The sequence below is a fragment of the Bradyrhizobium ontarionense genome (genome assembly GCF_021088345.1).
In the GTDB taxonomy this organism is placed as follows: Bacteria; Pseudomonadota; Alphaproteobacteria; order Rhizobiales; family Xanthobacteraceae; genus Bradyrhizobium; species Bradyrhizobium ontarionense.
Genome location: NZ_CP088156.1, coordinates 1,933,928 through 1,955,506, shown reverse-complemented (window position 1 = coordinate 1,955,506; position 21,579 = coordinate 1,933,928). Strand labels below are relative to the sequence as shown.

Below are 21,579 nucleotides of genomic sequence, written 5' to 3'. Positions count from 1 at the left end.
GCAAATGGCCGGAGCGGATCGTGATGGATACGTCGATCGCGATACCGGCTCCCGTGAAGCTCGCGAAGGTGGAGCAGCCTGCCCCCATTGCGGCTGCAGAGCCGGCCAAGGGCAGCGTCCGCGACGCCTATGCGCAGATGGCGGCCGTCGAAATCAGGCCTCAAGCTGGGTCTGCGAAGGCAGCCGAGAAGCCTCAGGGGTCCGCTGCGAAGCTTGCCGAGACCACCGCCAAGCCAACGGACGTCAAGAAACGCAAGGTTGCCAAGGTCCATCCTGGAAAGCCGATGATCCTGGTCGCCCAGCAGCCGCACTTCGGATTCTTTGCCTCGACGTGGTAGCCTGCGGTCGCGCGGCTGGCTGAGCCCGTGACACTCGCGGCCGCACGTCTTCGCGCCGCCAGACTGCCTTGATCTCGCGCAAAGTGCGCTCTCTCCGGAGCGCCTAGCGTCACCTCAATGGGACCGGGAGCGTTACCGGCATCCCATGGAGACGCTGCATGACCACCACACCCAATCTCTCGATATCGCCGGAAAAGGTCGCGTTCGTCGTAACCAAGGCTCATCAGTATGAAATGGAAGCGGCCGAGCCGGAATTGCTGACAGATCTGACGGATGATGACACGGCGCCGGCGACTGGTGGTCGCGGGGTGAACACGGACCGGTCGGAATTGGTCAGCTTCATCAAGGGCCTCAACGTCGACGAACAGATCGAACTGGTGGCGCTGATGTGGTTGGGCCGAGGTGACGGCTCGCTCGACAATTGGGACGAGCTTCGCGCGCAGGCGGCCCAGGCACATAACAACCGCACGGCAACCTACCTGATCGAGACGCCGATGCTCGGTGACTATCTGGAGGAGGCTCTGTCGGAGTTCGGCCTCTCCTTGGAAGATTTTGAAGAGAGCCTCTAGCTGGACGGGTCGAAGTTCTCCATTCGGTGGCGGAACTTCAATCTGCGCCCTGCATGAGGATCGCAAAGCGATGATGGAGTAAGCTCATGGACAAGATGAAGGTTGGGACCGGCGACTGGGTCGTCGTTTGCGATGGTCGCAAGGCGCTGATCCTCGAGAACATCGGTGACAGCATGTTTCCGAACCTGCACACCAAAGAGGTTCACGAGCACGAAGACGAGCGCACAAGCGCACAAGGGTCCGATGCGCCGGGGTCGGTGCAACAGTCATTCGGCCATGCCCGAAGCTCGGTGGAGCAGACCGATTGGCATGACCAGGCCGAGCGCGCGTTCCTCAAGCAACTCGCTGACCGCCTGCATCATGCCGTCGAGGCGGGTGAGACCAAGGCCCTGACAATGGTGGCTTCACCACGCGCGCTCGGTATGATCCGAGCCGATTATTCCGATGCGGTGCGCAAGGTGCTGCACGGCGAGGTTCACAAGGATTTGGTGAAGCTTCCGGTTTATGAGATCGAGAAACAGCTTCTGGCCTGAGCCGTCAGCACGGTGTTCCTCCCAGCATCGAGGTGCTAACGGACGATCGACAATCTCGTTGCAGCTGGCGTCGATGGCACCGAGATCAATGTGCGCTCTCAAACGTCTCGCCAGCTTCCGATGCGGTGGGTACCAGGCTCGCATCCTGGTGTGGAGCGCCTTTTTCGACGATCTCGTATCCACAATCGTCGAGCCAGGCGATGAGCCGGTCGGCCATTGCGTAATCCCAGGTAGGATAGGAGCGGGCGATGACTTGACGGGGCGTGAGCTTGCGAGGCATTTCGTAACCTTTTGCTTCTGAATGTCGTACTTCAATGACGACGTCTGGTATTGCCTGTTGAACCCGGGAAGGAAGCACTGGTTCCTGGGCAAACCTGCCGCTTCATACGTGAGGCTCCTGCGTCGGACAGGTGATGCTTCTTCCAAGCACTCTGCTACACCGCGCAATCTAGTTCCTGGATCCGGTTCCCCGACCAATGCGTGAGGCCGCAACTGCCTCAGCAGGCGCTGATTGTTTGAGATCCAGGCTCTTCCGCGACACAAGCTGCGGCAAGGGCTTGCTGCTTTTCAACGATCACGTACCCGCAATCATCGAGCCATGCGATCAATCTGTCGGCCATGGCGTAATCCCACGTTGGATAGGATCTCGCGATGACTTCACGTGCCGTGAATTTTCGAGACATGATACCCGTCCGCCCCTGATTCCCTGCAGATCCGCCCCACCTGTGTCGAGCGGTCCATCGCTCGCCAGCAGTTCGCGCGGCTGACGCCTTCATCCCAGTGAGCAGCCGTTGTTTCGACTGCTTTTCTCCCCACACGCGTAGACCGTGTCCGTAGAGTTTCGCTTTTTTGCGATGGAAGTTGGCCTTTTGCGTTACAGTCCATTTCGGTGCGCAGGAGTGACTTTTACCTTTCGTCGCCTCCATCTCCCCCCGGTTCGTTCCAAAAATGGTGAAAGCCTTCTCGCCGCAGTTGAACTGCCGCCATTTCGAGGCGTGGGGTGTGGCGGCGGCGGGCAGACAACAAGGCGGACCCATGACGGGGGGCGCGGTTTTTCGTCACAGCGTGAACCAGAAATCTGAGACGAGGCTGCAGCTCGGGTGGTGCAGCTGGTCGGGCTCGGAACCCTCCGACCTACGTCGGCGGCCTTTGCAGCTAACTCGGCTGGCGAAAGAATTTTCCGAAGCGCTTCGTGCCGCCTCATTCCTGGAACAGAGCGATCCGTCCGCGGTTCTCAGACGCGCGTCGCCTGAGTCACTGGCGGCGTGGCGCGCGGACAGGAGATCGACGATGAGGCTGATGCTTTTGGTCGTGCTGCTGACGGGCTCGTCGGCAGGAGTCGGGGCGTCCTTCGCCAGCGAATATTGCGGCCCAGGGTGTCATGTCGCGCCCAACGGTGGCTGCGTCGTGAATGGCTGGGAAGCGGGCGCGCCGGTGTGGAACGAGTGCCCCGCCGGCTCCCGGCCGAGGCCGCCATGCGGAGCGGCATTCAAATGGAGCAGACGTGCGCAGGCCTGTGTCATCAAATGAACTGCCGACGTCGGCTACCCGCGTCAGGCCAGACGGCGATGGACGCCTGTGAGTTCAGCTGATCCGTCGAATTCAGATGTTGGACTGAATGTCGGACGCCGGCGACGCCGTCTCGATGTCCAGGGTAAATAGCCGCTGATCATCGCCTCTATCGGAATGGGCCAGGACTTGCTCGAGCAGCGCGATCACGGCGTTCGTCCGATCCTGAGCGTTGCTGTCGTCGTAGCTCGTGGCGGCCAGGATCGAGCCGTTAGCTTCACACATCGCCTTGATCTGAATTATCATCGCTGCATCTCGCGCCGTGATCGGATGACTGAGCGTGGGGCAATCCTGTTAAATTCGCGCAAAATGTTCCGAATAAAACACCGGTAGTTTCACACCTCGAGGCCGGCCAGGTGGCGTGCGTCTCACGACATGAAGGTCAGGTCGGCTTGGCGTGGATCACATCGCGCGGAGCGCTCGCGCCGAAAGCCCTCCGTAACCATGTTCGCGAGGGCACCTCGATGAGCACGTACGTGGTCCAGGCAACCGCCGTTGCAATTGCAACGAACAGGCCGAGCCTAACCACAAGCTCGATTGCTCCAGGGTCGTCGGTCTTGCCGATCATCGCGATTCGAATGAGGAAGGGATGCAGCAGATAGATCGAATAGCTGCATTCGCCGCCGATGATCATCGCGCGCGAGGACAGGCTGCGGGCGTGGCCGTAGCGGCTGGCAGCGATGAAGGCGATCGAGAATCCCGTGATCTCGATGAGGCGCACCGTGAGTTCTATCGCGAACGACCAGCCGGGGAGGCGCGGCTGCAGAAAAAGCAGAATAGGGGCGCAGACCAGGCCCGCCAAGGAAAGCCAGAACAGGGCCGCTACGCCCTTGCGCTCGCGGAGGCCGATCTTGGCGCATGCGCGGTTGTTGTAGATCATGGCGGCGAAACACCCAGCCAGGAACTGCGCCACATGCAGGTAGGGCGAGTAGTAGGTGAGCCACTGCATGCCATTCTGCTCGAGGCTCGGAACGGTGGCTTTCAGCGCCGCGTCGCCGACGGTGAAGAACGCGACGATTGTCAGGGCAAAGGCCAGAATGTTCGGCGGGCAAAGCGCGCCACCACGAATTCGCGAAGGGCAACTCCGAGCGGCTGTGACTGGAAGCGCGCGGCATAGTTGAACCACAGGACGAATCCGCTCAGCACGAAGAACATGGTCATGCCGATGCTGCTGACCTGCGCGATCAGCTCGGAAAGCCAGCCGTGCGCCAGTGACGGAGCGCCATGTCCGACCGCCACTGTTACGGCGGCGACGAAACGCAGGCCGGTCAGCGAGCCGATGAAACGTTGGTCATTCACGTTGACAAATCACCCTGGCGCGTCGTGGAAGGACGGGAAGGTGGCGCCGTCGCTTTCGGTTGTAGAAACCGCGGCAGCCCCGGGCAATCCCCGCAGCTATTGCGTGGAGATACCCGCAACAGGGCTCTGGAAGCGGCCCGCGGGCAGATCGAAGCTTCGGGATGTTTTCCGGCTGTTCCAACGAAGGGGACATTGTCGCGTAAGGCCGTAGGGGAGGACGGCCGCTGGCGCGCTCGGAGGGATTCGAACTGAATTCCTAAGAGCTTAATTTATTTGCATTATTTTGCAAGAGTGTGGTTCGAGGGACAAATCGTGGGACGGGTCGTTCTGTCTTGCAGTTATCAACAAGCTTCTTGCTCAAAGGTTGGTGCGCCGAACAAAGCGCGGATTGCAGGGAGGGCGCTGTTTGTTTCCAGTCGATCGATCGGTCGCCTCCAATCGCCACAGCTTCTGAAAGCGATTAGCCAGCAGCGCGCGGCCACTCGCTCTTCCGCTGGTATCATCGATCGCACGACTTGGGCCAGCCACAGGCGCATCCGGCGCGAAAGCTCCAGAAGCAGCCCTGTGATCAGCCGACCTTGGGCGCCGCTTGCATTTACCCGCCTCTAATGCTGCAAGCAGATGCTGTGAGCGGGAGAACATCGATCAGTTGTGTTGATTTTGCTGCGGTTTTACTACGTTACGTTCAGGTCATTTCTGGAGCGAAACTGGTCTGGTCACATTATCCGCATGGCGAAGTTGCCAAGAGGGATGCAGTCGCTGTCGAGGGGGCTTTTCGCGTTAGCTGACTTAGCGGATTTTGATTCCGCCATTCGAAGGTTCGATCCCTCCCAGGTTTCGGGGCCGACGCCGGTCTCTCGACGTCTCAAGACCTGGTGGTTCTAAAAGTTGCCAGGCGTCGTGAGCCGACTTCTTTCCGCATCCGCTACGCGATCTCTTTCACTCGGCCGGTGAATGCATCTCGTCAGCTCTCGCGGACGAGCGAATCGCGGAACGCCCCGACGGCTCCTGACAGGCGTTTGTCCTTCCTGTGCAGCATGAACCAGCGCCGGTTCAGGGGAAAGCCTTCCACCGGAAGAATCACCAGCCGTCTTGTTTCGACCTCGAGTTCTATGGTCTGAGCCGGAACGATACCGATCCCGAGGCCGGCCTGCTTGACTGCTTCATTTGTACTCAGCTCGCACCCCGGTCGGTAAGTCACGCTGTGATCGGCGAGGTATCGCTCAACGGTCTGAGCTGTTCGCTCTGGGACCGCTCGCCGTTCGACCCGCCGACGAACCACTTTCGCAGGCCCTGCCACCGCTCGTCCCACATCTTCAATTCGGCTTCGTAGGCCGCTTGCTCTTCGCCCGGAGGTGCGTTGCGTGCCTGACGGCGAGCGACAGACTGGAGCATCGCGTCGATGCGCAACTGAAGGGCATTGATGTCTTCCGAAATCGCACCGCTTCGGCTAACCAGGTCGCCGACGAATTGGCGGATGTAATCGATGAGACGCTGCTTGTAGTTCAGCACGGCGTCCACGTCGCCGTCCTGCAAATCGACACCGCGGAGGACACCGGCCATGAAGGCGCGCGCGGTCTCGGCCATGTTGTTGAACACGGTCATCAGACCGTTGAGGGTCTCGTAGATCTTGGCGACGTCAGGGTCGTTGCCCTGGCCGAGGTGTATCAGCGTAAAGAGGCTTTTGCCGATGTCTTCAAGCGCGACCGTCTGCAGCTCGCCGCGGCGCTGCATTTCCTTGGCGAAGGCGCTCAGCGCCATCTCGACCGAGACGCCGCCCTTCGAAAGCCGGTAGAGCATGCGGCGGCGATAGAACCCGCTCAACGAGGTGACGCGCGAGTTGTCGGCCTGGCAGTCGAGATTGCCCCACTCGGTCAGCTTGTCGAGGATCGCATCCAGTTCGGACGCGGTCGGCGGCTCGCCCGGCCACTTTGCTTGCGTGAGAATCTCGGAAGGCCGGACGTAAAGCAGCAGTTGACGTTCAGCTGCCGCGCACACATCCAGGACGCACCGGTACAGCGCCGCATTATCGGCGGTGACGTGGCGGAAAAGGTCCTGATGCGTGGCGATCTCGAATTGACCGCTCATGCGTGCCCCATAACCACTTGAAATAACCTCGCAATGGTGGCCCGATGAGCGGCGTCCGTCAAAGCAAATCAGCCGTAGACGACCGCTAAACACAGGAGGGCCGATATCGGTGATGCCATGGTTTGGCACGGAGGTTCTTCAGGCGACGGCTACCCATGGTTGTTTGCGCCGATCCCAGAAAGTCATTTAAGCCGCACCCTTCAGTGGCATTTGGCCACCGCAATCGCGGCCGCTGTTCTTGACCAAAGACGACCAATGCGTATAATGTTCTTGTTTTGTTCTGTCATCACGGAAAGTGGATGTTTCTGCCCACGGTAGACCAACCACGCTCTCTCCAGGGATAGGACCAGAACGCTTAACCAGTCATCGGTAGACTGGTGATCAGGCTCAAACCGTGCCGAAGTCGCCGAATCCTGTGAAATCAGGGCTAGGTCGAATAGATGTGAGCCCTTTTGTCCGATACAGCCCAACGCTTGATCGTTAGTGTCGGTCCCTGGGGAACTTCAGGCTGGGACCGGAAGTAGGGAAGCATGACGACCGCTCGTCACATCGTCGCGTTACTGCGCAGCCATATCGACGGGGATGAGGACCGCTTCTTCTCCGTGGCGACACAGCTTGCTGCGCACGAGGCGAGGCAAGGACACGGCAAACTCGCCCAAGAACTGCGCGCGCTGATCGACGCGGCCAAGGGCAAGACCGCGCACGTCGGCCGGCGCGGCGCCGGTCCCGTTCCTCTAGCGCAGCCAAAAGGCGAACTGAGCAGCCTACTTTCGGCGCGATATTCAGATATTCGCCTCAACAGCATGGTGTTGGGGCCGGCTCTGAAAGAGCGCCTGGCACGCGTTTTGACCGAACAGCGCCAGCAGCAGCGCCTACGCGCTCGAGGCCTGATGCCTCGTCGGAAGCTGTTGCTAATTGGGCCTCCGGGGTCAGGCAAGACAATGACGGCGTCCGCTCTTGCCGGCGAGTTGAAGCTGCCGCTGTTCACAGTTCTCTATGAAGGCTTGATCGGCAAGCTCATGGGCGAAACGGCGACGCGGCTTCGCCTGGTGTTCGATGCTGTCGCGGTTCAGCGCGGCGTATACTTCTTCGACGAATTCGATGCGATCGGTTCACAACGATCATACACAAACGATGTCGGCGAGATCCGGCGCGTGCTCAATTCATTCCTCCAGTTTTTGGAAAATGATGATGGCCAGAGCCTGATCGTTGCCGCGACCAACCACCCGGAGCTGCTGGACAAGGCAGTTTTCCGACGGTTCGACGACGTCATTGTCTATGGATTGCCGGACCCGGAGATCGCTCGCGGCATATTGGAATCGCACCTGACGGGATTTGATGTCTCGGATATCAATTGGTCATCGATTTTAGAAGCCACTGCGGGATTGAGCCAGGCGGAAGTATCGCGGGCTGCCGATGAGGCGGCGAAGATCGCCGTACTCGAGGATAGAAGCGAGATCAGGACGCCAACGCTGCTCTCGACATTGGCGGAACGCAGAGCCGCCACCGGCTGAGGCGCAGACGATAGATGGCACGACCGCCGCGCAATCGGCCGCATTTTCATGTTGAGGGTGGCGGTGAAGCAGAGCCGTACACATCGCCTCGCATTGTCATCACGGGACTGCCTCCCGCCCGGGTAAGAGCGCAGCACGCAGAGAAACTCGGCCACGCGATCGGTGCCGCCGTCCTTCAGGCTCGGCAGAAACTTGGAACCCGCGACCAAACGGTCGCTGAAGGCGAGAAGGGGTTCTATCTCGAATTCGAGATCCCGGCGGCGGAGCGGGACGCTGTCGAAGGTCTTGAAAATAAGCCCGCCGAAATTGAGCTCGTCGCCGTTAGGCCTGCCGCCGACAATCAGGAGATGGTTTCGGCCACCGTGTTCGTGCCTGAACGCTCAGCCGAATTCTTCGCCAAAAAGGTCGAGACGTATCGCGACAAAGACAACAAGAAGTCGGGAAGGCCCAGGAACGAAGCTTTAGTGGCTCGTATCGAGGATGTCCGCCTTGCAGCTGTTCGTTCGCTCTTCACGGACGACATGGTGCTTTTTCCGACGGCAGGTCGTCAGGCGTGGTGGGAGGTATGGGTTCGCGACGGTCGCCTAGAGACACTTCGGCACGTCGCACAACGCCTCAATGTGACCCTGAAAGAGCATGCCATCAGCTTCCCCGAGCGCGACGTGATTCTGGCGCTCGCCAACGAAGAAGCGATGGCGAGGCTCGTCGACAATAGTGACGCCGTAGCCGAACTGCGCATTGCCAAGGACACGCCCACGCTTTTTCTCGAAATGAGACCAGTCGAACAGGCTGACTGGGCGGGTGATCTCGTCGATCGAGTTAACGCACCTGACGCGGTGGCGCCGGCCATCTGTCTGCTCGACAGCGGAGCGACGCGAGCGCACCCCTTGATCGAGCCGGGCTTGAACGCAGTCGACCAGCATGCCTATGACAAAGACTGGGGCGTAGGCGATAGCTCTTATTGGAATGGCCACGGTACGTCGATGTCTGGTGTCGCGCTCTATGGCGATCTCGAGGCGGCGCTTAGTCATGGTGGTCAGGTCGACCTGCGCCATCGATTGGAGACGGTCAAGATCTTGCCGCCCGCTGGCCAGAACGATCCTGAGCTTTATGGTGCAATCACCGAAGCGGGCATCGGCAAGGCTGAGGCACAGGCTCCCCGTCGTCGCCGCGTGTTCTGCATGGCAGTGACGAGCGAAGTCGGTCTCGGTCGCGGTCGCCCATCTTCGTGGTCGGCGGCTATCGACCAGCTTTGCTATGGAGGTGGCGACCGTCGGCGTCTCATGGTGCTCGCCGCAGGGAATTTGCGAGGTGACATTGCCGCTCCGGACTATCCAGATCGTAACGACCTTGAAGAGGTCGAGAGCCCTGCCCAGGCGTGGAATCCGCTAGTTGTTGGTGCGTACACCGACAAGATCGGCATATTTCATCGCGACTTCGACGGCTGGCTGCCTGTGGCGCCAGCTGGCGACTATCGCCGGCGAGCCGAACGTCCGGCATCTGGGATCGCCAGTGGCCGATCCGACCGGACGTCGTGTTCGAAGGTGGCAACTTCGCCCATGACGGTGTCAATCCAGCGTCAGCGATCGATGACCTTCAACTAATAACAACACACTATCGTCCGCAAATGCGTCTCTTCGAGACCTTCGGCGACACCAGCGCAGCCGCGGCACTGGGATCGCATCTTTGCGCCAGCGTTTTGGTTGCTCGGCCCCAGCTTTGGCCAGAAACCGTGCGAGCTCTCGCAGTGCACTCGGCGGAATGGACGTCTGCGATGCGTGCGCGGATCGAAGGGGCTGCTCAGGCACAAAAGGCTGCAATGCTTCACAGGTACGGATGGGGCGTACCTGATATCGGTCGCGCGGTGATGAGCGCGACGGATGATGCGACATTGATGGTCGAAGATGCGCTTCTTCCGTTCCGGAAAGATGGCTCGACGATCAAGACTCGCAGCATGAACCTCCACCGCTTGCCGTGGCCCCGGGACGAGCTGCTCGCGCTGGCGGAGCAGGATGTTGAGCTACGTGTGACCTTGTCCTATTTCGTCGAGCCTAATCCCGGCGAGCGGGGATGGACGAGACGACACCGCTATTCGTCTCATTCGCTGCGTTTTGCGGTGAAGCGGTCATTGGAGAGCCTCCAGCAATTTCGCCAACGTATCAACAAGGCTGCGGAGGCGGAAGAGGAGGGGCAGGCTGGAGCTGCGGCAGGTGGCGACAATTGGGTGCTCGGTACGATTCGCGATAAAGGATCGATCCACTCGGATATTTGGCGCGGAAGTGCGGCAGAACTAGCTGAGCGCGATGCGATTGGGGTGTTTCCCATCAGTGGCTGGTGGAAAGAAAAACCTGCGCTTCAGCGCTGGGATCGCTCGGCGCGGTATGCCCTAGTCGTTTCCGTGAGAGCACCGGGAGCCAACATCGATATCTATACGCCAATCGCAAATCTGCTGGAAATTCCAATACCTGCTTCATGAGCAGTGGCAGCGTGGGATGGCGAGTCCGCCTTCAACGGGTAAGGGCGATCATTTCTTTTCTCGCCGCTTCAACACGGGCACCGAGATATTTTGCGAGATCAACGAGAGCGATTCCCTTTGCGCATTTTTGGCTCGCTTCGATCCTGACCAATGGAATCGCGATTGCTCCGGTCGATATCTTCTGCACCAATTTAAGGGGCTTGAGGTGTGGGAAGTAGTCTCGGCACACATCCTCGATCGGTATAATCGCCTTACTTCCGTATTGGGCTATCAAGAGAAAATGGGTATTCATTGACTGCGCTTGACGCGGTTTCTGTTATTTTTTGCGGTCGGACTTGTTCATGTGCTTCAAAGTTTGAAGAAATCGATAACACAACTCGCGCGTATGACTCATTAGATCGACACACAATCTCTCTTGGCGTTGCTTGACTACGGTCCGCTTGAGGCGCTGAGCCGACGTTTCGGGAGGCGAGTAGTCTCGTTCGGCGAGTCGCGAGATTGTGCCGACCATGTTGCCGAGGGTCTCACTTCGCAGAATGACCGGCTAACCCCGGCGAGCGGGGATAGACAAAGACGACATCGCTATTCGCCTCACGCGCTGCGTTTTGCGGTGAAACGCCGTGTCGGCGATCAGGCGAAGGGCTACAAGGTGCGAGGCACGCGCGATCTGTTTTCTGACCCAGCGGTTACGTCGAACAAATCCACATAAGTCTCGCGCGGATATCTGACGCGGCAGGCGTTGACCTGCCACCGAAGTTTCATCCAGCAGCATTTAGAGTCCGAGTGGGTTGTACGCCAATTGGCGCGGGTGGAGCAACGGGCGATTGGCGGAGCTGGTCGGGGTTGCGCAGCCGATCGCCCGTTGCGGTGAATGTGGCAGCGTAGGCCGCCGGGGTCTGGTATTTCAGCGAGGAGTGCGGCCGCTCGTCGTTGTAGTCGGCAACCCATGCAGCAATCTTGCTTCGTGCCGCGGCGATGCCAAAGAACAGCGTCTCGTTCAGCAACTCGTCGCGCATCCTGCCATTGAAGCTTTCGATGAAGGCGTTCTGGATCGGCTTGCCCTGTGCTATGAAGTGCCAGTCGATGCTGTTGTCCTTGCACCAGGCCAGCATCGCGTTGCAGGTGCACTCGGTGCCGTTGTCGGACACGATCGAGCCCGGGTTGCCGCGCCAGGCGATGATGGTCGATAGCTCTCGTGCCACCCGCGGGCCCGAGATCGAGGTGTCCGGGATCGCGCCCAGACACTCCTTGGTGACATCACCGACGATGTTGAGGATGCGGAAGCGCCGGCCGTTGGCGAGTTGGTCAGAGACGAAGTCCAGCGACCAGCGCGCATTCGGTTTCGCTTCCACCGGGATCGGAGCCCGCATCCCGATGGCCTTACGACGGGCGCGTCGCTTGCGCACCGTAAGTCCTTCTTCCCGGTACAGCCGATGAATCCGGTTGATGCCGGATCGCTCGCCCTCCCGTCGCAGCAGGATGAACAGCCGACGATAGCCGAACCGCCGCCGCTCGTTGGCAAGCTCCCGCAGCCTGACCCGAAGCCCGGCGTCAGAGGGCCGCCGAGACCGGTAACGGACCATCGTCCGATCCGCCCCCACGATCGAGCAGGCCCGCCGTTCCGACAGGCCGAGCCGGGCCTGCAGGTGCGCCGCTGCGGCGCGCTTGGCGGCGGGCCCTACCATTTTTTTGAGAGCAGCTCCCGCAGTGCTGCCGCATCGAGCATCTGCTCGGCCAGCAGCTTCTTCAGCTTGGCATTCTCGTCCTCGAGTGCCTTGAGCCGCTTGGCCTCGGAGACGTCCATACCGCCGAATTTGGCCTTCCAATTGTAGAGCGTCGCCTCCGAGATCCCGTGCTTGCGAGCCAGATCGGCCGTCTTCGCGCCGGCCTCGTGCTCTTTCAAAACCGCGATGATCTGCTCTTCCGTGAACCGCTTCCGCTTCATCCGTCCGTCCTTCGTCAGGGCGGACTCTAAATCCTTCTGGAGGAAATTCTTAGGGGCAGGTCAGCGTCTGCTTCAGATAGTCCTCCCATTCCCATTTCAAATTCGACGAACTGGTGTGGTTGGGCGTGGCCAAAAGCCTTTGGCGTGTAGCGGTACTCCACTGGCATTTTGGTAATACCGTGTAGTACCGGGCATGGTCGAAATAAGCGAAAATAGTTGGGTGATAAGATTAAGCCATTGAAAAGAAAGGAAAATGCTTTAGCTCTAACTGTTCAGATCGTCCCGTCGGAGTAGCTTCCTTCGAGATACTGTTCCACCTGGACGCGACGCAATAGCAATCTGGCATTTCGATCTCCCACAGCGAAAGCGAAACTAGATAGCAGGTCGCACTTTGCGTCCTTCAATGGCACATGGAGCAGCCGTATCTTCGAAGGCTATGCACGGTTGTATTTGGCTGGTGGGGGCGACGAAGGACCGAGATGCGGTTGATCGATCGGGAGCATGGCCCTCAGCTTTCTTTCCCACTTTCCTCACGACTTCTATCCAATCCCTCCTTCGCATTTTGGGCAGCGATACATGGGCTTGCCGCACCTGGGACAATGGGGTGTTGGCATGTTTTCCTCCGAAGTTTCACGGAGTGTTGCTGCGAATGGCAGTGTGTCCTCAGACAATGCAGACCGTGCCGCGGAGCAAGAGGGTATACCAATCTGAACCGATTTTTGTGCGCGCCTGCGCCGCAAAAAACGTACGCGCGGCGCAGGAAATATTACCCGGATCTCTTGCATGGAACGACAGTTTAATGACACCGTTCGAGTATGGCCGCTGACCTGAAAACTGTCGCTGGGCTTGGCTGTTGGACTCTTGCATGCTGTATTTGATTGCCCGGCGTCTCGCACTCGGCCTCTTGGTCGCGTTCACCGTGATGACGCTAGCATTTTTGCTGACGCGGCTGTCAGGCGACCTTGCGATTTCCGTCGCTGGCCCGCAGGCGAGCCAGGCAGACGTCGAGATCATACGCAAGGCGTACGGCCTCGATCGTCCGCTCTACGTCCAGTTCTTCATCTGGGTCGGGCGCGCAATGATCGGCGATTTCGGCCAGAGCTATTTCTTCAAGGACAGCGTGGCCAACCTGATCGGGCGGCGCCTGCCGATAACTCTCACGCTCGGCTTGGTTGGCCTGAGCCTCGCCCTGATCGTCTCGATTCCGCTCGGCATCATGGCGGCGCTCCGCGAGAACAGCTGGATCGACCGCGGCGTTACCATGTTCGCGATGGTGGGGCAGGCGATCCCGAGCTTCTGGCTCGCGCTGATCCTGATGATTGTGCTCGGTCTCAATCTCGGCATTCTGCCGATATCTGGTACCGGCACTTGGCAGCACTTTGTGATGCCGGGCATCGTGCTCGCCTTTACCGCGGTCCCGGCGCTGACACGGCTGACGCGCTCGGGCATGATCGAGGCGATGGCGTCCGACTATATCCGCACCGCGCGCGCCAAGGGCCTGTCGCGCGCTCGTATCGTCCTGAAGCACGCGCTGCGCAACGCCGCGGTCCCGGTGGTTTCGATCGCCGCAGTCCAGCTCGGCTTCATGCTGGGCGGCTCCATCGTCATCGAGACAGTGTTCGCGCTGCACGGCGTCGGTTATCTCGGCTGGGAGAGCATCGCGAAGAACGATTTCCCGGTGGTGCAGGCGGTGGTGCTGCTACTGGCCGCGATCTATATCGGCCTCACGCTGCTGGCCGATATCCTCAACGCGCTGCTCGATCCGAGGCTTCGGACCAGATGAGCGGGCCGATTGCCATTCGTGCGTCGCTGACGTCCCGCGTAGGCGGCGTTGGCTTTGCGATCGGGATCGCGATCGTCGGCCTCATCGTCGTGGTTGCGCTGGTCGGTAATCACTTGGTGCCGCAGGACCCGTTCACCCAGGATCTCGGTAACCGTCTCAAGCCGCCATTCTGGATGGAGGGCAGCCAGCCCGAACACCCGCTCGGCACCGATCAACTCGGCCGCGACTATCTCGCCCGGCTCGTCTATGGCGCGCGCATTTCGCTGCTGATCGGCCTTATGACGGTGATCACGTCGGGCATGATCGGCATCACCCTCGGCGTGCTCGGCGGCTTCTTCGGCGGGTTCGTCGATGATTTCGTGCTGTTCGCCATCACGACACGGCTGTCGATCCCGGTGGTGCTGGTTGCGCTCGCGGTGGTCGGACTGATGGGGGCGGGCCTTGGGCTCGTCGTCGCGACGCTTGGTCTGTTGTTATGGGACCGCTTCGCCGTCGTGGCGCGCGCCACCACCATGCAGATCCGGCATCTCGACTACGTCGACGCCGCCCGCTGCGCCGGCGCCTCGACGTCGCATCTGCTGATCAAGGAGATCCTTCCGAACATCGCCAGCCATCTGGCCGTGGTGGCGACGCTGGAAATGGCGCTGGCGATCCTGCTCGAGGCGGCGTTGTCGTTTCTCGGTCTCGGCGTGCCGCCACCGTTGCCGTCATGGGGCCTGATGATCGCCGAGGGCAAGGACTATATGTTCTTCTCGCCCTGGGTGATCATGATCCCCGGCGTCGCCTTGTTCGTTCTGGTGCTCGGCATCAATCTGGTCGGCGACGGACTGCGCAATTGGCTCGGCGCGGAGCGGTCGCGATGAGCGCGCTGCTGGAGATCGATGGTCTGGAGGTGACGTTCGAGAACCGGATCGCAGCGGTGCGCGGCGCCTCGTTCGAGGTCGCGAAGGGAGAGATCCATTGCCTGGTCGGCGAATCTGGCTGCGGCAAGTCGGTGACTGTCCTGGCGGTCATGAACCTGCTCGCGCGCGGCGGCCGCTTTTCGGCAAAGCGCATGCGCTTTGCCGACGCCGATCTGCTGTCGCTATCGGAGCGCGAGATGGCCCGCCTCCGCGGCAACCGCATGTCGATGATCTTCCAGGAACCGATGACCAGCCTCAACCCGGCCTTTACGGTTGGCTCGCAAATGGCGGAGGTGCTGACGCGTCACAAGGGCGTCTCCCGTGCCGTGGCACTCGACCGGGCGGTCGAACTGATGGACCGCGTCGCCATCACCGCGCCGGGGATGCGGGTCGGCCAGTTTCCGCACCAGCTCTCGGGCGGATTGCGTCAGCGGGTCATGATCGCGATGGCGTTGATGTGCGAGCCCGAATTGCTGATCGCCGACGAACCGACCACCGCGCTGGATGTTACCGTCCAGGCGCAGATCCTGCGGCTGTTGGCCACACTCAAACGCGAACTCGGGCTATCAATCCTGTTGATCACTCACGATCTCGGCATCGTCGCACGTGTCGCCGACCGGGTGTCGGTGATGTATGCCGGCGAGGTGGTCGAGCGTGCTCCGACGGCGGAGTTGTTCGGCGCGCCGCAACACCCCTATACGCGTGGCTTGTTGTCCTGCGTGCCGGTGCCGGGCCGGGTACGGCGCGATCAACCGCTCGGCTCGATCCCGGGCTCGGTATCGGCGATCGTGCCCGGATTTTCCGGTTGTGCGTTTCGTTCGCGCTGCTCCGATGCGGACGATAGCTGCGTGCGCGAGGTGCCGCGCCACCTAGCCGGCAGCGCGCACGACTATCTGTGCCGGCTGGCGCCGGGACTTCGGGAGCGGCAACCGGAATGAGCGCCACGATCGAAGTCCGGAATCTGCGATGCGAATTCCCCTCGCGCTCAGGCCTGCTGTGGGCGACGAAGGGGGTGATCGCGGTTGACGATGTCACCTTCAGTGTACCGGCGGGTAGCGTGCTCGGCGTTGTTGGCGAATCCGGTTGCGGGAAATCGACGCTCGCGCGTCTGATCCTCGGACTGCTCAAGCCGACAGCGGGCACCGCGCTGGTCGACGGCAAGTACCTGTTCGACCTCGACCGCAAGGCGCGTGCCCGGCTGATCCAGCCGGTATTCCAGGATCCGTTCGCTTCGCTCAATCCGCGCCAGCGCATCAAGGATATTGTCGCCCTGCCGCTGACGGCGCAGGGCACCTTCTCGCGCGCCGAGATCGAGCGCCGGGTTGCCGGGATTCTCGAGCGCGTCGGGCTCTCGGCGGCGATGGGCGAGCAGATGCCGTCGCAATTGTCTGGCGGGCAACGCCAACGGGCGGCGATTGCGCGCGCGCTAGTGCTGGAGCCGCGGATCGTGATCTGCGATGAGCCGACCAGCGCGCTCGACGTTTCGGTACAGGCGCAAATCCTCAATCTGCTGGCCGAACTTCGCCGCAATCTCGGTTTGACCTACCTCATCATCAGTCACAATCTGGCGGTGGTCGAGCACGTGTCGAGCGAAGTCGCGGTGATGTATCTCGGCCGCATCGTCGAGCGCAACGAGACCGAGGCGTTGTTTCGCGCGCCCCGGCATCCCTATACGCAGGCCTTGATGCAAAGCGTACTGACGCCGGAGCCGGGCCGCGGCGTGCCGGACATTGGCCTCGGCGATGTCATGCCCGATCCCGCCAACATTCCCGCGGGCTGCCGGTTCAATCCGCGCTGCCGCATGGCGGTCGAACGCTGCCGCACTGCGGCGCCGGTGCCTATGGCCGGGGCTGCGGGGACGATGGTAGAGTGCCATCTGGCATAAGGCATGCCTCATAGGGCCTGGGTCAGGCCGGTCAGCAAGTGAGATGGATGGAACGTGCCATGCGCCTGCATCTGAGGCTCGGTGCCGCGATCCTCGCGGCGATGGTTGTTGGCGCTGTGCCGGCAGCCGGGCAGAAATCCGCCGATACATTGCGGATCGTGATGCGCGACGCACTGCCGAACATCGATCCCTATTACAACAATCTGCGCACCGGCGTGGTGATGCATCACCAAGGCTGGGACACGCTGGTCTACCGCGACCCGATCACCTTCAAGATCGAACCGTTGCTCGCAACCGAATGGAAGCGGCCGGACCCGACCACGATCGAGTTTGCGCTGCGGCCGGGGGTCAAGTTCCACGACGGTAGCCCGTTCACGGCCGACGACGTGGTTTATACGATCAACCTCGTGTCCGATCCGGCGAGCCGGGTGTCGACCCCGTCCAATTACGTCTGGATCGAAAAGGCGGAGAAGACCGGTGAGCTTTCCGTGCGTGTCAAGCTCAAGCGGGCGACCCCCGCTGCGCTTGAATATTTCGCGCTGGTGCTTCCGATCTATCCCAAAGCATATCGCGAGAAGGTCGGTGCGGAAGGTTACGCCAAGGCACCGATCGGCACCGGTCCCTACAAGATCGTCAAGGTCGAACCCGGCATCTCGATCGACTTCGAACGGTTCGAGGATTACTGGGCCGGCAGCCCCAAGGGCCGGCCGGCGATCGCGAAGCTGAGCGTGCGCTTCGTGCCGGATGCTGCGACCGAGATGACGGAATTGCTGGCCGGCCGCGCCGACTGGATCTGGAACCTGAATCCGGACCAGTTCGAGCCCGTGAACCGGATGCCGCATCTCGAGGCGATGCGTAAGGAGTCGATGCGGATCGGCTATCTCTCGCTCGATGCCGGTGGCCGCACCGGTGCCGACAATCCCATGACCAAGCTCAAGGTGCGCCAGGCGATCTTTTACGCCATCGACCGCAAAGCGATTGCCGACAAGCTGGTTACCGGGGGGAGCCGCGTTCCGCTCGCGCCATGTGTCCCGTCGCAGTTTGGCTGCGATGGCGAACTCACGGTCTACGATTACAATCCGGCGAAGGCGAGGGAACTGCTTGCCGAGGCTGGCTACGCCAGCGGCTTTGACGTCGAGCTCGCCAGCTACGTGCTGCCGCAGTGGGGTGCCGCCGTGCAGAACTACCTTCTCGCGGTCGGCATTCGCGCCAAGCTCAACCAGCTCCAGGTCGCAGCCCTGATCCAGCGCGCGAAGGCCGGCGAATTGCGCATGCATCTCGGAAGCTGGGGCAGCTATTCGATCAACGACGTCGCCGCCATTCTTCCCAATTTCTTCGACGGCGGCGCGGACGATTATGCGCGCGACACCGACGTCCAGAAATGGCTGATCGAGGGCGGATCATCGAACGATCCGGAGGTGCGCAAGAAAGCTTATTCGATGGCGCTGCAGCGCATCACCGAACAGGCCTACTGGGTGCCACTGCACACCTATGTGACGACCTATGGTGTCTCCCGGCAGCTCGACTTCACGCCGTATTCCGACGAGCTGCCACGTTTCTACCTCGCGAAGTGGAAATAAGCCTGACTTGCCCGGTCCGCGGTTACTCCGCGGCGTTGGCTGGCGAGAGCGGCTCCGATCTTGGCTTTGCGATCGACTTCGCGAATGCAAGCGCGTCGTCGATGTCCATGTCGGGGTTAGCGCCCAACTGGTTCAGCAACTCAAACGCCGGTGCGTGGTCCGGTGCCTGACCGAGTGCAATGGCGTTGCCGATCGCGGCATGAACCACGCTCTTGGTCGAGATCGCGTTCCACAGGAACTTGCGGCCGAGGCGGCCGCTATCGGCGGCGCATACATGCTTGGCGATCAGCATGGCAGTGATCCACGAGGAGAGGTTGTCGCTCGGATAGTGCACGCCGGCAAAGACCCGTCGGTCGCCGAAATCCACGCAGAGCCGGGTCAGGGCGTCGAACACCCGCGGTTCGCACCCCAGCGCGGTGGCGTGATAGACAGCAGCCATGCCCAGCGTGCACCCCTTGAAGCAGTGACCGCTGATCATGGACGGCGAGACCGACTGCAGCGCCTGGTGATAGGTGAACCAGCTCTTGCCCATCGAATCCGACATCTGATAGGCGCGGGGCCGCTGCAGGAACTGCTTGAGCTGAACCGGAAGCCCTCCGGCCTTGCGGAGCATTCCGGATTCGACCCAGTTTGCGAGGGTATCGGTGGTCAGCTTGTCGGCATGACCTTCGAGATAATATCGCAACGTCAGATCCACGCCGCGATCGACGCCGGCGTCATGGTCGAGCTTGTCCTCGGCGTGATCTTCCATCTGGAACAGCTCGAAATGCTGACGCGGCTTGGCAAGGCCTGGAACATCCTGCCTGTTGTAGGGCCGCAACCCCGTAAAGAGCTCGAAATCCGCCTCGGTCAAACCGAGCATCCGCGTGGTGGCGGGGCCCTGCCAGCTCAGGGTCGAGAAATCGTAGACCGGCCACAACAGCGTCGTGATGATTTCCAACATCTTGTCGCGCCACAACGGCCAGTTGTCGTCGGCGTTCCAGTCGGTTGGCGGCTCGCCCTGTCCGACGCGCTCTTCGAACTCGGCGACCATGCGTCCGTAGGGTGGAAACGTCAGAGACTTGTTCATGTGAGTACTCCCCATTGCAACAGAATCCTGGATCGGAAACCCGTTCGGTCGCTACCGCCGATCATCCATCATACGTCGCGCTCGAACGGTGGCGTGCGACCGGCGCGCCGCAGCCCGTTACCGGGAAGCGCCACCACGTTCGAGGTCTCTCCGGCAGGAACGGCATCGGCATCGTCGATCAGGCCGGCGCGGGCAATCGCAATGGCAAGTTCCAACCGGTCCTGCTCCCGACCGAACGGATATCCGGCGATGAAGCGGCGCCAGGAAAAGTCCGGCTCCTTCAGCACGACGTCGCGGTTGTGCTGTCGCGCCTCCGCAAAGCGGCCGACCTGGCATAGTGCGGCGACCCACAGCTTGTACATGTTGTTGACCCGCACGCCGCGCGCCGAAAACTGTTCGCCAAGCGCGATCGTCCTGGACCAGTCGCGGCTGCAATAGAATATCGGCATGTCGAAGGAATCGAGAAACTGGCCGAACGAGTCCCAGACCATCAGGTCGCGCGCCCGGGCCAGACGGCGCATTGCCTCTTCGGTGTGTCCGAGATATCCGTGGGCGAGTGCGGAGTAGCCCCACGCGAATCCGCAGCTCGGGTTTAGCTGGAGCGCACGCTCGTAGATAGGCATTGCATAGCCGAAGTCCCGCTTCACGCGCAGCCTGGTGTGGGCGCTGACTGCCAGTGCCATCGAGTCGCGGGGATCGCAGGCGATCGCGCGGGTCGCATAGGCATCCAGCGTTTCGATCTCGGCTTCGGTCGGAGCGATCCAGCCCTGCGACAGCGCTGTGCTGCGTGCCACGGCGCTGACCGCATAGGCGCGGCCGAACTGCGGGTCCTTCGCGATCGCCTGTTCGAGCAAGGTACGGGCGAGCTTCCAGTTATCCCGCTCAAAGGAGTAGACGAGATGGATTGCGCGCAGCAGGCACTCGTATGCCGCGCAGTCGATCGACGCCTTGACTCGCGCGCGTTTGAGTTCGATCGACAGGATCTCGGGGTCGACATGCTCGACGACGCGTTCGGCGACATTGCCAAGGAAATCCTGCAGGGTCGTCCGGTCGAGATCGCATTCGTGCACCCAGACCGGCTGCTCGGCGGTCCGGCAGTCGACCAGGCGAAACGCAACCCGGTAGCCCTTCGCGGAAGCCGACACCGAACCATCCAGCCGATAGTCGGCTTGCTTCGCTTCCTCGATGCTTCCGACGCGAACGATGAACCATCGGAAACGTGCGAGCGCGGTGACGATTTCCCGCGTGAACGCCATCGACAGATGCGTGGCACTCGAATCTCTGTCGACGTTGATGAAGGGCGTCACGGCGACCGTCAGCCGCCGGTCCTCTAGCGGGTTCAGGGCGACCGGATCTTCCTCGCAGTCCGGGTCGATGGCGCCGGTGGTCGCCGGCAGGACGGCGAGCAGCGCGGACGGCTCGTCCGGTCGGGACGCGGCGGGCGCATCGTCCTGATGGAACAGGTTGGACGATCGCGCCTCGATCCATTGGTCGAATGCCGGGTCCAGTCCGCGCAACGATTCAAGAAATCTGTCAGCCCGCTGAGAGGCCGGCGGCACCGCGGTCTGACGCGCAGACCGGGCGTCGATCCCGTCGATCCAGACCTTGTCGTTCTGCAGGGAGACGCGATCCTTCTCGATCAGCAGCAGCTTCGGATCGATGGCGCTGACATAGCGCCTCAATTCCATCAGGCTTTGACGTAGGCTAGCCCGCGCCTGCTCGTGCCAGCGCTTGCTCCAGAGCAATTTGATGAGGCGTTGGCGCGGGACGGCGGCATCGTCGGAAAATGCCAGGTAGGCAAGGATCGCCTGCGCCTTGCGCCCGCGTGGCAAAACGCTCTCGCCGGACCAACTCCACGCCTCCATCGCGCCGAATACTCGCAGGCGCAGAAGCGGCCCAACATCCTCGAAACCCTTATCGGGCGGCACCAGACGATCTCCCAACAACTACAGTAAGGCCTTATCAGTATGCCTTATTGTTACCATAAACTGCACGGGATCGAAGGTGCAATCTGGGCTGTTGATCGAAT

21 protein-coding genes and 2 pseudogenes are annotated in these 21,579 nt (G+C 61.2%); 11 read left to right on the top strand and 12 right to left on the bottom strand.

Going from position 1 to position 21,579, the window contains the following annotated elements; all coding sequences use genetic code 11:
* Nucleotides 1–23: 23 nt before the first annotated feature.
* The 3 genes from LQG66_RS08810 (at nucleotide 24) to LQG66_RS08800 (ending at nucleotide 1,440) form a co-directional block, all read left to right on the top strand.
* Nucleotides 24–338 (top strand): hypothetical protein, encoded by a 315-nt coding sequence (locus LQG66_RS08810; protein ID WP_345778940.1) that lies wholly within the window; start codon nucleotides 24–26, stop codon nucleotides 336–338.
* A gap of 158 nt (nucleotides 339–496) precedes the next feature.
* Nucleotides 497–907: a DUF3775 domain-containing protein gene (locus tag LQG66_RS08805; protein WP_231325481.1), complete on the top strand. Its 411-nt coding sequence runs from the start codon at nucleotides 497–499 to the stop codon at nucleotides 905–907.
* An 86-nt stretch (nucleotides 908–993) separates the two neighbouring features.
* Entirely contained in the window at nucleotides 994–1,440 is a 447-nt protein-coding gene (locus LQG66_RS08800; protein ID WP_231325478.1) for a host attachment protein, read from the top strand.
* A gap of 85 nt (nucleotides 1,441–1,525) precedes the next feature.
* Here the strand turns inward: LQG66_RS08800 and LQG66_RS08795 are convergent, their stop codons facing one another.
* Together LQG66_RS08795 and LQG66_RS08790 are read right to left on the bottom strand one after the other, a co-directional pair.
* Nucleotides 1,526–1,720, bottom strand: a complete 195-nt coding sequence (locus LQG66_RS08795) for a hypothetical protein (protein ID WP_231325476.1) — start codon at nucleotides 1,718–1,720, stop codon at nucleotides 1,526–1,528.
* A 217-nt stretch (nucleotides 1,721–1,937) separates the two neighbouring features.
* On the bottom strand, nucleotides 1,938–2,123 hold the full coding sequence (locus tag LQG66_RS08790; RefSeq protein WP_231327728.1) for a hypothetical protein: 186 nt from the start codon (nucleotides 2,121–2,123) through the stop codon (nucleotides 1,938–1,940).
* Nucleotides 2,124–2,730: 607 nt separating this feature from the next.
* Here LQG66_RS08790 and LQG66_RS37390 point away from each other — a divergent pair.
* Nucleotides 2,731–2,970, top strand: coding sequence for a GCG_CRPN prefix-to-repeats domain-containing protein (locus tag LQG66_RS37390; protein WP_425601298.1), 240 nt, complete (start codon nucleotides 2,731–2,733; stop codon nucleotides 2,968–2,970).
* Nucleotides 2,971–3,042: 72 nt separating this feature from the next.
* On the opposite strand, the gene LQG66_RS08785 is transcribed toward LQG66_RS37390, so the two are convergent.
* From LQG66_RS08785 to LQG66_RS08765, 5 genes are all read right to left on the bottom strand, one after another.
* Nucleotides 3,043–3,255: a hypothetical protein gene (locus LQG66_RS08785; protein ID WP_231325474.1), complete on the bottom strand. Its 213-nt coding sequence runs from the start codon at nucleotides 3,253–3,255 to the stop codon at nucleotides 3,043–3,045.
* 136 nt (nucleotides 3,256–3,391) lie between these two features.
* The gene (locus tag LQG66_RS08780; RefSeq protein ID WP_231325472.1) at nucleotides 3,392–3,958 is read right to left on the bottom strand and encodes an acyltransferase family protein; all 567 of its coding nucleotides are present in this window, start codon (nucleotides 3,956–3,958) and stop codon (nucleotides 3,392–3,394) included.
* A gap of 71 nt (nucleotides 3,959–4,029) precedes the next feature.
* Nucleotides 4,030–4,308 carry an acyltransferase family protein gene (locus tag LQG66_RS08775; RefSeq protein WP_231325470.1) on the bottom strand — a complete coding sequence of 93 codons (279 nt, stop codon included), beginning with the start codon at nucleotides 4,306–4,308 and terminating at the stop codon, nucleotides 4,030–4,032.
* 964 nt (nucleotides 4,309–5,272) lie between these two features.
* Nucleotides 5,273–5,509: a LysR substrate-binding domain-containing protein gene (locus LQG66_RS08770; RefSeq protein ID WP_345778939.1), complete on the bottom strand. Its 237-nt coding sequence runs from the start codon at nucleotides 5,507–5,509 to the stop codon at nucleotides 5,273–5,275.
* Nucleotides 5,506–6,396 carry a TIGR02677 family protein gene (locus LQG66_RS08765; RefSeq protein ID WP_231325468.1) on the bottom strand — a complete coding sequence of 297 codons (891 nt, stop codon included), beginning with the start codon at nucleotides 6,394–6,396 and terminating at the stop codon, nucleotides 5,506–5,508. The genes LQG66_RS08770 and LQG66_RS08765 overlap by 4 nt, the downstream gene beginning before the upstream one ends.
* 530 nt (nucleotides 6,397–6,926) lie before the next feature.
* On the opposite strand from LQG66_RS08765, the gene LQG66_RS08760 reads away from it, so the two are divergent.
* Together LQG66_RS08760 and LQG66_RS08755 are read left to right on the top strand one after the other, a co-directional pair.
* The gene (locus LQG66_RS08760) at nucleotides 6,927–7,910 is read left to right on the top strand and encodes an AAA family ATPase (protein WP_231325466.1); all 984 of its coding nucleotides are present in this window, start codon (nucleotides 6,927–6,929) and stop codon (nucleotides 7,908–7,910) included.
* Nucleotides 7,911–7,924: 14 nt separating this feature from the next.
* Nucleotides 7,925–10,386 (top strand): annotated as a pseudogene (locus LQG66_RS08755) (S8 family peptidase).
* 31 nt (nucleotides 10,387–10,417) lie between these two features.
* Here LQG66_RS08755 and LQG66_RS08750 read toward each other — a convergent pair.
* From LQG66_RS08750 to LQG66_RS08740, 3 genes and pseudogenes are all read right to left on the bottom strand, one after another.
* Nucleotides 10,418–10,678: a pyocin activator PrtN family protein gene (locus LQG66_RS08750; protein ID WP_231325464.1), complete on the bottom strand. Its 261-nt coding sequence runs from the start codon at nucleotides 10,676–10,678 to the stop codon at nucleotides 10,418–10,420.
* Nucleotides 10,679–11,144: 466 nt separating this feature from the next.
* Nucleotides 11,145–12,212, bottom strand: a complete 1,068-nt coding sequence (locus tag LQG66_RS08745) for an IS3 family transposase (RefSeq protein WP_231325461.1) — start codon at nucleotides 12,210–12,212, stop codon at nucleotides 11,145–11,147.
* Nucleotides 12,179–12,331: pseudogene (locus LQG66_RS08740) on the bottom strand (transposase); the annotation flags it as partial. The pseudogene LQG66_RS08740 and the gene LQG66_RS08745, both read right to left, overlap by 34 nt.
* 865 nt (nucleotides 12,332–13,196) lie before the next feature.
* Between LQG66_RS08740 and LQG66_RS08735 the strand changes: the two are divergent.
* From LQG66_RS08735 to LQG66_RS08715, 5 genes are read left to right on the top strand one after another with little or no spacing between them, the layout of a single operon-like run.
* Nucleotides 13,197–14,114, top strand: coding sequence for an ABC transporter permease (locus tag LQG66_RS08735; protein ID WP_231325458.1), 918 nt, complete (start codon nucleotides 13,197–13,199; stop codon nucleotides 14,112–14,114).
* Nucleotides 14,111–14,977: an ABC transporter permease gene (locus LQG66_RS08730; RefSeq protein ID WP_231325456.1), complete on the top strand. Its 867-nt coding sequence runs from the start codon at nucleotides 14,111–14,113 to the stop codon at nucleotides 14,975–14,977. The genes LQG66_RS08735 and LQG66_RS08730 overlap by 4 nt, the downstream gene beginning before the upstream one ends.
* A complete protein-coding gene (locus LQG66_RS08725; protein ID WP_231325454.1) occupies nucleotides 14,974–15,954 on the top strand; it encodes an ABC transporter ATP-binding protein in 981 nt (326 codons plus the stop codon). The genes LQG66_RS08730 and LQG66_RS08725 overlap by 4 nt, the downstream gene beginning before the upstream one ends.
* Nucleotides 15,951–16,901: an ABC transporter ATP-binding protein gene (locus tag LQG66_RS08720; protein WP_231325452.1), complete on the top strand. Its 951-nt coding sequence runs from the start codon at nucleotides 15,951–15,953 to the stop codon at nucleotides 16,899–16,901. The genes LQG66_RS08725 and LQG66_RS08720 overlap by 4 nt, the downstream gene beginning before the upstream one ends.
* Nucleotides 16,902–16,960: 59 nt before the next feature.
* Nucleotides 16,961–18,481 carry an ABC transporter substrate-binding protein gene (locus tag LQG66_RS08715; RefSeq protein ID WP_231325450.1) on the top strand — a complete coding sequence of 507 codons (1,521 nt, stop codon included), beginning with the start codon at nucleotides 16,961–16,963 and terminating at the stop codon, nucleotides 18,479–18,481.
* A 22-nt stretch (nucleotides 18,482–18,503) separates the two neighbouring features.
* On the opposite strand, the gene LQG66_RS08710 is transcribed toward LQG66_RS08715, so the two are convergent.
* Together LQG66_RS08710 and LQG66_RS08705 are read right to left on the bottom strand one after the other, a co-directional pair.
* On the bottom strand, nucleotides 18,504–19,550 hold the full coding sequence (locus tag LQG66_RS08710) for a phosphatase PAP2 family protein (RefSeq protein WP_231325448.1): 1,047 nt from the start codon (nucleotides 19,548–19,550) through the stop codon (nucleotides 18,504–18,506).
* Between the two features lie 68 nt (nucleotides 19,551–19,618).
* Nucleotides 19,619–21,478 carry a hypothetical protein gene (locus LQG66_RS08705; protein ID WP_231325446.1) on the bottom strand — a complete coding sequence of 620 codons (1,860 nt, stop codon included), beginning with the start codon at nucleotides 21,476–21,478 and terminating at the stop codon, nucleotides 19,619–19,621.
* Nucleotides 21,479–21,579 lie beyond the last annotated feature (101 nt).